Origin of the sequence: Sphingomonas sp. (assembly GCF_035490575.1) — a bacterium.
Classification (GTDB): Bacteria; Pseudomonadota; Alphaproteobacteria; order Sphingomonadales; family Sphingomonadaceae; genus Sphingomonas.
Genome location: NZ_DATJLI010000035.1, coordinates 1 through 13,068, shown reverse-complemented (window position 1 = coordinate 13,068; position 13,068 = coordinate 1). Strand labels below are relative to the sequence as shown.

Sequence of the window (13,068 nt, the reverse complement as noted above, 5' to 3'; positions counted from 1 at the left end):
CCCTGGGATTGCGCCATTCAAGGAAGAATGCCGCGGCGATGCCGACGAACAGACCCGCCAGCAGTCCCAGCAGGAACCGCAGCGCGACATTCGGGCTGGACGGCAGGGTCGGTGCGACCGCACGGTCGAGCAGGCTGACATTGCTCATCGGCACCTCGCTTTGCAGTCGCATTTCATTCAGACGGGCGGTGACCGCGTCATACGCGTTGCGCGCGGTATCGACGTCGCGTTGCAGCACCGCCATCTGGTCCTGCGCGCCCGACAGCCGCAAAAGCCGTTCGCGCTGGGCCTGGACCAGCCCACTGAGTTCACCGGCGCGCGCCTGCGCGGCGGCATTCGCGGTCTGTACGGCGGACACCGCAACACCGACTGCCTGCGCGCGCTTGGCACGCAGTTCGGCGATCTCGGCATTGGCCGATTCCACCATCGGATGGTTGGGGCCAAGCGACTGGCGCAACTGCTGCAACGCCGCCGACTTGCCGGCGATCTGGCTGTCCAGACCCTGGACGACCGGCGATTGCTGGGCGTCGGACGAACTGCCGATATTGCTTCCCGCCTTGGCGCGCGACTGCGCCGCATCGGCCTGGGCGACGGTCAGCTGCTGGCTGAGCGCACTGAGCTGTGCCTGTTCGATGTCGAAGCGACCGGCGCCGACCAGGCCGCGTTCCTGCTGGAATCGGGTCAGTTGCGCCTGTGCCCGTTCCAGTCGGGCGCGCGCCTCGCGGATCTGGCTTTCGAACCACTGCGAATATACCCGCGCCGGATCGATGCGAAGCTGCAGCTGAACCTGGACATAGGCCTGTGCAAAGGCGGTCGCCAGACGCGCCGCCAGTGCCGGGTCCTCGCTCTTGTAATTGACGGCCAGGACGCTGGTGTTGCGGGTTGGCAGGATTTCGAGCGGCTTGGTGATGCGCCGGCCGATCCATTCCTGGATCGGGAGTGAGCTGTTCGATGCCTGATACTGGCGGACCAGTTCGGGGTTGCGGTCCATACGCAGATTGCGAGCCACGCGCTGTGCGACATAGACGCTGCGGATGATGTCCGCCTGGGTACCGATCTGCGCCGCCGCCTTGGTCTGACCGCCAGATTTGGACGCAACCGGATCGGCTTGCTCGGTATCGAACAACAGCGTCGCGGCGGCGGTATAGGTCCGCGGCGACGTCCAGGTCCATACTCCGACAATCGCCAGCACGACCAGCGTCGTCAGGGCGATCAGACGCCAGCGAGCCCGTAGCCCCTCGACATAATCCCAGGCGTTCATTGTCCCTCCTCGCTGATGATCCGGGACTGGCCGGTCTTGGTAGCTGAACGTTCCGTCGCGCAGAAAGTCAGCAGGAATTGTGGTGCCAGTACGTCCTCGAACGCCAACCGCATTGTCTTGTCATCAAGCCGACCCAATGCCGGCGACAAAGCCTCGATCAGTTGCGGCATGATTGCCGGATCGGTGCCCGTCGCTGCCAGCGCGCTGGCCAAATCTTCGGGTGTGAACTCCAGTCGCATCGCGGCAGTCTGGGCAAACGCCTCGATCGCGGAAAGCGGGAAGCGGTTTTCGCGAACCAGCGTCGCAAACAGAGCGTCATCACGCATGTTCGTCTCGCGCCAGATAGCGCGCGCGCGCACGACGCCGGCCAGCACGGTATCGGTATCGGCGAAACGGTGGTCCTGCTCGATCGCGCACAGGCAACTGTGCAGGCTGAGCAGGCGCATGTGATAGGGCGAACCGCACACCAGCCAGCGCAGCATCGACAGGGCGTCGCCGTCGAACTGCAGGCCGATTGCCTGGCTTGTCGTCTGAATGAAGCGCTCGACATCCGCATCGGCGATCGGGGCAAGCCCCACTGCCAGAATGTGGCGTCGTACCGATGCGTGCACGTCGATCAGGTCACCGACATCGCCCGAAATACCAACGAAGATCAGGCGCGCGCGCGATCGCATGTCCGACAGCAGCTTGATCAGCAGGGCGATCTGCCCCTTGGTTTCCTTGTCCTCGAGCCGGTCGAATTCATCCAGGATCAGGACGACATCATCCCGTTCGATACGCGCCAGCATCGTGGCGACCGATCGCGGGGTCGGGGCCGTGCGGACCAATGCCATTGCATTGGCGAAGTCGTCGGCGCGCATTCCGAAAGCCGCCGGCCCAATCTCGTCGAGATAGGGCACCATCAGTTCGCCGAAATCGCCGCCGCCGGCACAGGACAGATAGATGACCGACACCCCCCGCGCATCGGCCAGATCGCCGAACACACGGACCAGCGACGTCTTGCCGCTGCCGCGCGGGCCATAGATCACGGCGTGCATGTGGGAATCGATCACCGCCCCGGTCAGGGTGTCGAGTTCACGCTGGCGGCCGAACAGATCACGTGGATTGTCCACGGGCTGATGTGCGCCGAACAGCCGTATCGCCAGCGTGCGCGTACGGTCCGCCATCCGCACGGCGCGCTCCGGAGCTACCGGTGCCGGCTCGACCGAAGCCATCGCCCGGGAGGGGCGACGCGCCGGGGCACGGGCCGTCTGCGACGCACGGCGCAACGGATCGGGCAGGGAAAGCTGGTGTGGCTGACCGGTCAACCAGCCTCGCAGATGGCCGAACCATTCACGCAGCATCATTATCTCCGACAGGCATGGAAACCGGACTGCCTTTCCCTGACGGACAGTGGTGGAACGGCGTGAATAGCATGCGATCTTTGCCTATGGGTTAACCGCTGGGCGGACAAGTCCTGCGGCCTCGTCGGGCGACTTAGTGTCCGGATAGTGTTCCGGATGCAGCAGCCGTTCGCCAATCTCTTCCCAGCGGGGAAAGGAGCGCGACTGAACCGTACCCGCAGCGGCCAGCGCCGCGACGGCATGTTCAAACGAAGCAAGATTGAGGCTGGTTTGGAGGTGAAGATAAAGACTACATTGCCCTTGTTCATCTCGCCTCCGGTTCCACAAGGATCGTCGTCGTGGCATGGCCTTCCGGGTCGGTCTGGTCAAGCCGGTTGCAGTGCAGCATAGGAGGCTGGAACCCTTCAATGGAACCGACCGCACTGGAGGATCGATCCAGAACGGGAAGCGCCAAGTGGAAACGGATACAGCCCGAACCATGACTGAAACAGCACCGCTTATCTCCGTCATCGTACCCACCTATGATGACGGTCCGCGACTGGCGCTGTGCCTGGACCTGCTGCTCGCGCAGTCGATCCTGTCGGACGCCGAAATCATCGTCGTCGACAATGCATCGACACAGGACATGACGGCACTGAAATCGCGCTATCCGATGATCCGCTGGCTGTACGAAGCCACGCCGGGGTCCTACGCGGCACGCAATACCGGCATTGCCGCGGCACGCGGACGCATCCTTGCCTTTACCGATTCCGACTGTCTGCCCGATGCCGATTGGCTGAAGGAGGGCGTGGCGCCGCTGCTGGGCGACAATCCACCCAGTTTCGTTGGCGGCGCGATCGACCTGGTCACGACTCGGCCAACGGGGCTCAGTGCCGCCGAACTGTTCGATCTGGCGTCCGGGTTCCCGCAGCATCGCTTCGTCGAGCAGGTGCATTTCGCGATGACGGCCAACATGCTGACGACCGCGGACACGATGCGTGCGGTCGGGCCGTTCGCCACCACGATGAAGTCGGGCGGCGACCGCGAATGGGGCAACCGCGCATGGGCAAAGGCCGGACCCGGCCGGTATGTCGGGTCGGCGCGGGTTGGCCATCCGACCCGCTCCAGCCCGTCCGACGTGCTCAAGCGGGTGCGCCGGGTCGCGGGCGGCGAGCGGGATCGCAAGCCGGGCTGGACCGATTGCCTGAGCTTTTGCGCCCGCCAGTTGGTGCCGCCGCGTCGCGCATTTCTTGACATTGCGGCCCTTGATTCGGCCACCGCGCCCCCCGTGGCCAAGGCGTCGGCGATGCTGTTCGCCTATCGCACCAGGCTGGCGCTGGCCCGTTACCGGCTCGCGCTGCAATTCGGCGGCGAATCCACCCGGTCATGAAGCTTTGACGCTTGGCGCGGTATGAAATAATCAGCGACGTTCGCGTAGTTGCCGTTGGCTGACGATGCGGCGTATCCGGGGGACCTGTTACATGATTCGTGGCTTGATGGTCGGAGTGGTTGTCGGCCAGATGGCGATGGCGGGCACGGCATATGCACAGGAGAATCGGTTTCAGTTGTCCGCGCAACTCGTCGAAACCTATGACAGCAACATCCTGCGCCTAGGCGACTTGCGCACCGATAGTCCGACCGACAATGTGTCGATGTCGCCGCGCGTCGCTGTTGATTTCGAGCGGCGCTTTGGCCGCCAGCGCGCCTATGCCACCGGCTATGCCGGCTATAATTTCAACAGCAGGTTCCGTTTCCTGAACCGGGAGGATCTGGCGCTGAACAGCGGTCTCGATCTGCGGTTTGGGCCGCGATGCCGCATCACCCCAACCCTGTCCGTGCTGCGCGCCCAGTCCGATCTGGAAGACCTGGGTCAGGTCGTGACCAATGCAGCTACGATCCAGGATTATAACATCACGGCCTCGTGCCCCCGTCCTGCCGGTTTCTATCCGACAGTAGGTGCAGGCTACTATAGGGTCGATAATTCCGAAATCCGCCGTGAACGTGACCAGTCCATCGTCGATGCGCGGTTCGGAATTGCCTATGCCCGGCCCAGCATCGGCGATTTCGAACTGTTCGGCCAGATCGCCCGCATCCAGCGCGCGCGCCGCGACCCTACGCCTGCTGGCCTGTTGCAGGACGAAACTGATGTGCGGACGGTCGCGCTGCGTTTCAGCCGCGATGTCGGCACCCGCTTCGAAACCGCGCTTCAGGTCGGCTATACCAATGTCAATCCCAGGATGGTGGACGTACCCAGCTTCTCCGGCCTGACCTATCAAGGCAGCCTGACCTATCAGCCAACGCCGCCGATAAACCTGACCCTTGGCTTTGGCCGTCAGGTCAGCGGGCGCGGCAATCTGGGCACCAGCTATTATGTATCGGACAACGTTGAACTACGCTCGAGCGTGAAGTTGAGCGCACGGACATCGGCAAGCGCCGGGGTTCAGTTGTCGAGGCGCGACTTCGCCGGCGAAGACCGGGTGTTCCAGTTCGGGCCGCGCGGCCGGGATCGACAGTTGGATGCCAGCGCCAGCATCGGCTATCGCCTGGCCCGACCGATCAACCTCGACCTGTCGACCCGCTATCGACAGCGTGACGCAGAGAATGATTTCTATGATTACAACAGCCTCGCGGCCACGTTGACGGCGGCAATGAGCTTTTAAGCGAACGGAGACGGGACGATGAAGGCATTCGCATTGGCAGGGATCGCTCTGCTGCTGACACCGGTGGCCGGCGTACCCGGTGCGGCTGCCCAGTCGAACTGGCAGGGGTATCAGCTAGGCGCCGAGGACCAGATTGAAGTGCAGATTCACGGTCAGGGCGGCGCTGTCGTCAAGACCCGGATTAAATCCGACGGTTCGATCACGCTGCCGCTGGTTGGCAGCGTGCGTGCCGCCGACCAGACGACACAGGCACTGGCGACTGCGATCGAGACACAGCTCAAGCGCGGCGGGCTGATGACCAATCCGATCGTCAACGTCGAGATCCTTGAATATGCGAGCCGCACTGTCACGATGCTTGGCGAATTCGCCAATCCCCGTCTCGTCCCGCTCGACCGGCCGTTGACCCTGACCGAGATCGTGGCGCGCGTCGGCGGATTGAAGCAGGGCGCTTCGGATACCGTGGTCCTGCGACGTGCAAACGGCACTGTGGAACGCTACAACCTTACCGCGATTGCCCGGAACGAAGCGCGTGACATCGTGTTGTTGCCCGGCGATGCGTTGTTCGCGACGTCCGCGCCGCAATATTACATCTACGGCCAGGTCGGCAACGCCGGAACCTTCGGTATCGTGCCCCAGATGACGATCCGTCAGGCGCTTGCTCGTGCCGGCGGACCAACCCTGGCCGGTTCGGAGCGCAAGATCACTTTGTATCGTGCCGGCCAGGAAAGCGATGCCGACCTGGCGGCACTGGTTCAGCCGAACGACGTCCTGTTCGTTCGCGAGCGTATTTTCTGATCTTCCCGCATATCGCCATCCGGGCGCGGCGCTGGCCGCGCCCGGGGACTTTTCTGTGTCGACCGGGGTTTGCGCATGACGGATGAAAATCGCGTCGATAACGAAACCGTGGGTCGTCCTGTCGAAGGTTCGATGAAGCGTAAGCTTGCGGTGGGCGCGGGCTGGATGACGGTCCTGCAACTGTCTTCCAAGGTCGTCGAGGTCGGCTTCATCGCTGTCCTTGCCCGCATCCTGTTTCCCGATGATTTCGGCGTCATTGCCGGTGCATCGATCTTTATCCAGCTGGCTTCGCTGCTGGTCGAAGTCGGCATCGGCGCGACGATCGTCCAGATCCCGAACCTGACACGTACCGACCTGCGCATCGGCGGCACGATCGTGTTCCTGAACGGCATCGGCTATTTCCTGCTCGCGCAGCTGCTGGCGCCGTTCGCCGGCGACTTCATGGGCATTGCCGGTGTCGAACCCGTCATCCGGGTGCTCGCGCTGGTGTTCATCATCCAGTCGTTCGGCATCGTGTCGGAAAATGTGCTGGTCCGCGACCTAGAAGTGCGGCGCGTGATGATCGCCCAGCTGATGGCGCGGGTAATCGGCACCGGCGTGATCGGCATCGCACTGGCTTGGGCAGGCTGGGGCTATTGGGCGCTGGTCGTGGCGACGCTGGCCGAAACCACGGTTAAGGCGCTGTGGTTGGTTCTGCTGGTGCGGCCACCGATGCGGCCGCTGCTCACGCGCGCCGGCGCTGCCCGGCTGATGCGGCGGGGGGCGGGCTTTTCGCTGTCGAAGGTCATCAACTTCTTTGCGTTGCGCGCGGACAACGCGATCGTCGGGCGAACCATGGATGCCGCCGCGCTGGGATTATACTCGCGCGCCTACAACCTGATGAACGTGCCCGCCGACCTGTACAGCCGGATCGCCGAACGGATCGTATTTCCGGCAATGGCCAAGGTACAGGACGATCCGGCCCGGCTGCGGTCGGCATTCCTGCGCGGGCTGGAGCTGACCGCGATTTTCGGTCTGCCGATATCGGCGCTTCTTGCGCTGCTGGCACCCGAAGTGATCCTGCTGATCCTTGGCCCGCGCTGGGTCGCGGTGATCGTCCCGTTCGCGGTGCTGTGCTCGGTCACCTATCTTCGCTTGGGCACCAAGATCAGCGGATCGTTGCAACGGGCAAAGGCGGCGACCGGGGCGATGATCACCAACCAGATCGTATATGCCGGCATGGTGATCGGCGGCTGCCTGCTCGCATATCCGTACGGCATCGTTGCGGTGGCGGGGGCGGTCAGCGTGGCGGTGGCGGCCTTCTACCTGATCGTGAACTATAACGCCTGTCGTCTGGCCGGCGTCGGATTTGGCGATTTCGCCCGGGTGCACGCGCATGGCGCGCTACTGGCGCTTGCCTGCACGCTGGTGGCGGCACCGGTCGTTCTTGGAATGCGCGCCGCAGCGTTGCCGCCAATCGCGATCCTGGTCGCGGCCGGATCGGCGGTGGCGACACTGGGCGTGATCCTGATCCTGTTGCGGCCGCGCTGGATGCTGGGGGATTTCATGATCGAACTGCTCGGCGATGCCGGGCGGTTGACGAAACGTTTCAGGCGAAAGGCCCCCCGATGACCCTGTCGTCCGTGCCATCAGCGGTCCCGGATACTTCCGGTACCGCAGTTGGTAAGCGAACGACTGCGGCCGAAGCACTGTTTCGCCGTCGCTGAAGATCGCGGTGGCTTCGCCGGTCGTGTAATTGGATCAAAGGGCAACAACCGGAATCTGCCAGACGGTATCAACCGATGAAGATATCCGGATAGGCTTCAGGCGAGAGAACACGATCGGCAACCTGTTCCCACGTCAGGAATGTACGCGGCACAATCTTTCCCTTCGCAGCCAGAGCCTGTCCCATCGCGGCAACGATCGACTTCTCATCGCCCGGACGGTAGCCGAAACGGCTCCGTACATCCCCCACTGCAAAATTCGGGCATACCGAAGGCAAGGCGAAATATTCGTACTGGGCCATTTTCAGGCTGGAATCTGCCAGATACTCCACCCCCGGTGCCGGATGATACGGCGCGATCCCGACCGTAGCATGTTTGACGTAGGGGAGGGTGTCGACGAACTTCATCTCCGGATGGACGATGACGTTGGACGGAGCATCGAAGCTGGCTCCGCAGCCGATGATGTGGAACTGAACATCCGGAAACCGGGGCGCCGCCAACTGGAAGAAGGTGGGATCGAACAGCATCGATCCAACCGAAACCGCGGTCTGCACGCCCGGCGCGTACGGGCTTGGCCCGACATTGGCAAAATCATTCGGTTCGATACCGAATTCGGCGCGATACAGCTTGCCGGCCGCCCATCCGAAATCACTGGCCATCTTTGGCGATCGAAGCGAAACATGGTGGATCAACGCCACATCTTGTTCGAGCCGCTCGCGGATGAAAGGATGCGCCCCGACCGTATCGAGCCGATCGGTCGCATAATACACGATCTTGGCTGCCGGGTTCAGCCGCTTGATGCGGCGCATGAAGATGGCAGCGACGCTTGATTCGATGATGACATAATCTGCATCGCGCAGGAACGCATCGAACTGCCGGTCCGGCAACGCGGCATAAAACGGATAAAGCCGCGACATCAACGTATTGATCGCGGCGTTGCGCGCCTGAAAGGGATGCGCCGCCGTCCGCCACAGATAGCAGCGGATCCCATTTACCGTTTCGACCTTGTTCGCCCGATCCCACAGGAACAGGCGCGAATCCCCGGTGCGCTTTGACAGATGGCTGAACCGGGTCGAGACGAACGAAACCTGATGTCCCGCCAGTACCAGACCATCGGCGACCTGCTGGATGCTCGCACGCTTGGCCGTCCGGTAATCATGGAAGGCCGACAGGAAGACGATATTCCGGCGGGCGGCGGTCATCCGACCTGCTTCCGGTCGAGCGAAGCCTGGTACAGCGCCCGGATCTCGTTGGCGCGCGATTCCCAGGTGAATGCCTGCCGCAATTTTTCGACAGCATTCGTCGATACACTTGCATCGGGCGAAGCGGCCAACAGACGGGCAAGCGCCGACACATCACCAACATCATAAGTCGTATCGATTCCCGCCACGCCCATGATCGCCAGATTCCCGGGAATACGCGAACAGACCACCGGCAACCCGGCCATCAGCGCTTCCAGCAGCACCGTCGGCAGACCTTCCTGTTCCGAAGCCAGAACAAAGGCGTGCGCGCCCGTCATCATGCTGGCGACACCCGCATCATCGACGAAGCCGTGGAAAGTAACCCGGTCGGCTACACCCTTCTCCTTGGCCAGCGCTTCCAATGCCTCGCGCTCGACACCTTTTCCAACAAGGTGAAGGTGCCCGTGGGCGAGCGCAGGCTCGGCCAGCGCCCGGATCACGTCGTCGATCCGCTTTACCTTGTCGAACCGCCCGACCGACAGGATGGCCGGCTTGCCCGCCAGGGGTGCGGGCGGGGCATCGATGATCAGGTCGGCACCGATGATGCAGTTGGGAATGATCGACGTTCGGGCAGCGGAAATACCCCGATCCTTGAGCCAGTCGAACCAGGCATCGGTCAGCAATATCGTTTGCGCACCCTTTTCCAGCAGAAACTTCTCGGCTGTACGATCCCACACCGCTTTGGCCACCGCGTTGAAGGCGTTGTGCGGCGTGTAGAAAGCATGGGGCGTGTAGAAGAACGGCTTGCCGCGACGCCGCGCGCCTCGGGCGCCACGCACCGCATAGCTGGAACGAGCGCCATGAACGTGCACTACGTCAGCCCAGTCAAGATGCGGACCAAAGTCCGCTACCGTGGCCCGTTCGGCAACATATGGTGTGCGAATATCTTCTGCGTCGGGGGCAATCACACGCACGTCGCACCCTTGCGCCGACAGGGCGCGGGCAAGGCCGTGAATATGACGCGCGGTTCCCCCGCCCCCCAGCAAGGGTTGAAAATCCTTATGAATTTGAAGAACGCGCATGTCAGACCGCTTCCGACCCGACGACCTTGTAGCCCAGGTCGCCCATAATTTTGGCCAATGCACGGCGGGCATTCCACTGCGACTTCCAGTTGCGGCGGGAGATGAGCTTCGTTGGATCGCCCAATTGCTGCAATCGATCGATTTTGCGGAACCGCGACGGGTCGCTTTCGATCTGGACGTCGACGCCCATCAGTTCGCCCATCAAACCAACCAGCTCGGCAACGGTCAGTTCGTTACCGGTGCACAGGTTGAAATATTCGACGTCCTTGCCTTCGGGCAATCCCTCCAGCAGCGCGACGAAACCGTCGGCAACGTCGTCGACATAGATATAGTCGCGCTTGGGCTTGGTGTTGCCAAGCTTGACGACCGGCTGAGCCTCGCCGGTGCCGATCTGTGTCAGGATGTCGGGGATCAGGTGACCGTTGGGATCTCCGGTTCCAATGGTGTTGAACAGCCGGGCGATGTGCGCACGTGCGCCGGTGCGTCCGGCCCAGCCCGCGATCTGATATTCATTGCTGAGCTTGGTGATCGAATACACATCGGTGGCGCCAGTCTGGGTCTGCTCTTCGTCAAGCGATCCTTCGTCCCAGCGATAGACTGCGCCCGATGACGCGAACACGATGTTCGCCACGCCTGCAGCGGCTGCGCCGTCGAGCAAGGACTGTGTCCCCAACACGTTCACATCGAACGCCAGATGCGGCTTTTGTTCGCAAGTCGGGATGTGATGTACCGCTGCCAGATGCAGGATCGCGTCGGGCTTGTGCTCGGCAAGAACCGCGGCGATCGCAGCCTGATCGCGAATATCGACATCGACCGGTACAACGCCGTCCGACGCCTCCGGCAGGGGCATGCCGACATAACCATTATCAACGACGATGACGCGGGCACCCTTGGCCTGCAAGCGCGGAACCACGCGCGAACCGATAAAGCCTGCACCCCCGGTGACAAGGACGGTGCGGAATGGGAAGCTCGACGTCATTAGGAATGCTCCTGATCTGGCCAGCGGTTGCGGGGTAGGCCATCTTCAAAGGCCACAAACCCGCTCGCTCCGGGAATTAGCCTCGTATGTTGCATTGCACAAGACGCAAAGAGCTACTTTAACCATCACAGGCAACAACTGGGCTGTCTGTCGTTGGCTATAGTTGATAATGAGAAGAATACCGAGTGGACGTTGTCCCCCTTACATCGCGATCCCCGCTGACATGACCCCCGTCTTTTGAGCTGCTACCCATTCTTGGACCACTTGGCTGGCGGTCATCCAGCATCTGCCGGCAGCGGCGGGCCATGCGCCGCTGACCGTTTCACTAGCGATATCGGCGTCGTGTTGCCGATGGCGCTATGCGGTCTCACCTCGTTATAGTCTCTGCGCCAAGCCTTTTCGCACCGCGTCGTCGAGGCTCATGAACCAGTGCTAATTCTGGCACTCCGCCCGGAATTTGGCGTTAAAGGACTCGATGAACGCGTTGTCCGTTGGCTTGCCGGGTCGGCTGAAGTCGAGCGTGACGCCGCCGGTGTACGCCCACAGATCCAGGTCGCGCGAGATGAACTCGCTGCCTTGGTCAACGCGGATCGACGCCGGATGGCACAGCCCCGCATACTTCTTGCGCCATGCGTAGAACGTCGCCTCGCTGATCCCGGACTGCCGGCACACCTCGCCCACGCTCGTGCCATTCTCGGCCTGTTTCAACACGAAGGCGATTTGCGCCTCCAAAAACGTCTACCTCTTCATCGCTCACTCCACTTCCCTGGCCCTCCACCATAAATGGAATTTTCCAGCTGAAAGCGTTCCAGAATGGTCAGTAGGTCACGGCCGACAATCAGGTATAAAAGCGGCAATATTTTACTGCGCCGGATCGCGGAATATATCCACAGACCAAGCGCAACGAAGATGATCGCTAGTTTGATAGCAACCACGCTCGAGTTGCTCATCGGCACGCCATGCGGGGTCGTGAACGCGAAAATGACGTTGCAGGTAACGCGATGACCGGGACCGCCGCTACCAGCGATTGTGCGACCGCTTTGTTGTCATCCACGTCAATTATAATTCTAGGCCACATGGTGCGGGTCATGGAACGAACGGTGTTCACCGGACCGTCCGTCCGCCCAGGCTCAACCGGACATATTCGCCGATATCGGCCAGGCCAAGCGCCACCAGCACCGCTTCTGCCTTTAATTTGGTAGCGATCGGCGCGTCGTTCGCCAGCAACACCTTCTTGCCCCGGCGACCGGTTTCCAGGCTGTTCTTGGCCAGCGCCCGGATCAAGCGCATCCGCCCCTGGGTGCGGTCCCAATGTCCACCGGTCAGCCGCCGCCGCTTTTCCAGCAGCGCGGCAAAGGTCGCGCGCGTCGGATGCCGCACGACCATGCCCGGCTCGTACAGCATGGCGCGTCCCGACGACCGGACCTTCATGCCCATGTGGTGATCGCCGCCCGACTTCACCGTTTCGTCGAAACCGCCCGCTTCGACGATGGCCGCACGCGGGCTCAACCAGTTTGCCGTGGCACAGGTACCCAGCGCCGCCTGATGCTGGGGAAATGCGACCATCGCCTCATAGCATTCGGCCCACCGCCGCGCTTCGCCGCCGCTTTCGTTGAACAGGACGATGCGTCCTGCGACCACGCCCAGATTGGGTTCCGCCACGGCACGGGCCATCGCTGTCGACAGCCATTGCGGATCGGGGATGCAATCGGAATCGGTGAAGGCCAGATAGTCGCTGCTGGTCTGGGCAATGCCCAGATTGCGCGCGGCATAGGAACCCGGCTTGGTCTGCTGAAGCACCCGGACACCGGTCGCCTGCGCACGGGCCATCGTGTCGTCGGTCGATCCGTTATCGATGACGACGATCTCGAACCGGTCGGTGGGATAGTCCTGCACCTGAAGCGCCGCGATGCAGCGCTCGAGTTGATCGGGATTGTTCCAGACCGGCACGATGACCGTGACCAGCTTGTGTTCAGGCTGCAATGGTCCGGTGTCCCTTTTGAAGATCGATGCGCCGCCCATAACAAACCCCGCCCGAATTGGCGACCATCGACAATGCTACCCCGTCATGAAAAGGGGCAGCCA

Annotated in this window: 11 protein-coding genes and 1 pseudogene; 4 read left to right on the top strand and 8 right to left on the bottom strand. The window is 62.3% G+C overall.

Translation table 11 applies throughout. The annotated features are described in order from the left end of the window. Together VL973_RS02425 and VL973_RS02420 are read right to left on the bottom strand one after the other, a co-directional pair. Positions 1 to 1,261: GNVR domain-containing protein (locus VL973_RS02425; protein ID WP_325282441.1), on the bottom strand; the 1,261-nt coding region annotated here is incomplete at its 3' end. After that, the gene (locus tag VL973_RS02420; RefSeq protein ID WP_325282440.1) at positions 1,258 to 2,427 is read right to left on the bottom strand and encodes an ATP-binding protein; all 1,170 of its coding nucleotides are present in this window, start codon (positions 2,425 to 2,427) and stop codon (positions 1,258 to 1,260) included. The genes VL973_RS02420 and VL973_RS02425, both read right to left, overlap by 4 nt. 655 nt (positions 2,428 to 3,082) lie before the next feature. Between VL973_RS02420 and VL973_RS02415 the strand changes: the two genes are divergently transcribed. The 4 genes from VL973_RS02415 (at position 3,083) to VL973_RS02400 (ending at position 7,649) form a co-directional block, all read left to right on the top strand. Further along, entirely contained in the window at positions 3,083 to 3,973 is an 891-nt protein-coding gene (locus VL973_RS02415; protein WP_325282439.1) for a glycosyltransferase family 2 protein, read from the top strand. Between the two features lie 106 nt (positions 3,974 to 4,079). After that, the gene (locus tag VL973_RS02410) at positions 4,080 to 5,243 is read left to right on the top strand and encodes an outer membrane beta-barrel protein (RefSeq protein WP_325282438.1); all 1,164 of its coding nucleotides are present in this window, start codon (positions 4,080 to 4,082) and stop codon (positions 5,241 to 5,243) included. A gap of 18 nt (positions 5,244 to 5,261) precedes the next feature. Beyond that, positions 5,262 to 6,038 carry a polysaccharide biosynthesis/export family protein gene (locus VL973_RS02405; RefSeq protein WP_325282437.1) on the top strand — a complete coding sequence of 259 codons (777 nt, stop codon included), beginning with the start codon at positions 5,262 to 5,264 and terminating at the stop codon, positions 6,036 to 6,038. Between the two features lie 132 nt (positions 6,039 to 6,170). Next, complete coding sequence (locus tag VL973_RS02400) at positions 6,171 to 7,649, top strand: lipopolysaccharide biosynthesis protein (protein ID WP_325282436.1); 1,479 nt, start codon at positions 6,171 to 6,173, stop codon at positions 7,647 to 7,649. A gap of 163 nt (positions 7,650 to 7,812) precedes the next feature. Here VL973_RS02400 and VL973_RS02395 read toward each other — a convergent pair whose 3' ends face one another. The 6 genes and pseudogenes from VL973_RS02395 to VL973_RS02370 all read right to left on the bottom strand — a co-directional run bounded on the left by VL973_RS02395 (position 7,813) and on the right by VL973_RS02370 (position 12,966). After that, a complete protein-coding gene (locus tag VL973_RS02395) occupies positions 7,813 to 8,943 on the bottom strand; it encodes a GumK N-terminal domain-containing glycosyltransferase (protein WP_325282435.1) in 1,131 nt (376 codons plus the stop codon). After that, positions 8,940 to 10,004 (bottom strand): glycosyltransferase family 4 protein, encoded by a 1,065-nt coding sequence (locus VL973_RS02390; RefSeq protein WP_325282434.1) that lies wholly within the window; start codon positions 10,002 to 10,004, stop codon positions 8,940 to 8,942. Before VL973_RS02390 ends, VL973_RS02395 begins: the two co-directional genes overlap by 4 nt. A gap of 1 nt (position 10,005) precedes the next feature. Beyond that, positions 10,006 to 10,983, bottom strand: a complete 978-nt coding sequence (locus VL973_RS02385; RefSeq protein WP_325282433.1) for an NAD-dependent epimerase/dehydratase family protein — start codon at positions 10,981 to 10,983, stop codon at positions 10,006 to 10,008. Between the two features lie 275 nt (positions 10,984 to 11,258). Beyond that, positions 11,259 to 11,586, bottom strand: a pseudogene (locus tag VL973_RS02380) (integrase core domain-containing protein); the annotation flags it as partial. 143 nt (positions 11,587 to 11,729) lie between these two features. Then, positions 11,730 to 11,933, bottom strand: a complete 204-nt coding sequence (locus VL973_RS02375; RefSeq protein WP_325282432.1) for a hypothetical protein — start codon at positions 11,931 to 11,933, stop codon at positions 11,730 to 11,732. A gap of 154 nt (positions 11,934 to 12,087) precedes the next feature. Next, positions 12,088 to 12,966, bottom strand: a complete 879-nt coding sequence (locus VL973_RS02370) for a glycosyltransferase family 2 protein (RefSeq protein ID WP_325282431.1) — start codon at positions 12,964 to 12,966, stop codon at positions 12,088 to 12,090. Positions 12,967 to 13,068: the final 102 nt, after the last annotated feature.

Bases quoted from the DNA above. Each gene is read 5' to 3' on its own strand.
- VL973_RS02420 (WP_325282440.1), bottom strand. From the start codon at position 2,427: ATGGCGGACCGTACGCGCACGCTGGCGATACGGCTGTTCGGCGCACAT.
- VL973_RS02415 (WP_325282439.1), top strand. From the start codon at position 3,083: ATGACTGAAACAGCACCGCTTATCTCCGTCATCGTACCCACCTATGAT.
- VL973_RS02410 (WP_325282438.1), top strand. From the start codon at position 4,080: ATGGTCGGAGTGGTTGTCGGCCAGATGGCGATGGCGGGCACGGCATAT.
- VL973_RS02405 (WP_325282437.1), top strand. From the start codon at position 5,262: ATGAAGGCATTCGCATTGGCAGGGATCGCTCTGCTGCTGACACCGGTG.
- VL973_RS02400 (WP_325282436.1), top strand. From the start codon at position 6,171: ATGAAGCGTAAGCTTGCGGTGGGCGCGGGCTGGATGACGGTCCTGCAA.
- VL973_RS02395 (WP_325282435.1), bottom strand. From the start codon at position 8,943: ATGACCGCCGCCCGCCGGAATATCGTCTTCCTGTCGGCCTTCCATGAT.
- VL973_RS02390 (WP_325282434.1), bottom strand. From the start codon at position 10,004: ATGCGCGTTCTTCAAATTCATAAGGATTTTCAACCCTTGCTGGGGGGC.
- VL973_RS02385 (WP_325282433.1), bottom strand. From the start codon at position 10,983: ATGACGTCGAGCTTCCCATTCCGCACCGTCCTTGTCACCGGGGGTGCA.
- VL973_RS02375 (WP_325282432.1), bottom strand. From the start codon at position 11,933: ATGAGCAACTCGAGCGTGGTTGCTATCAAACTAGCGATCATCTTCGTT.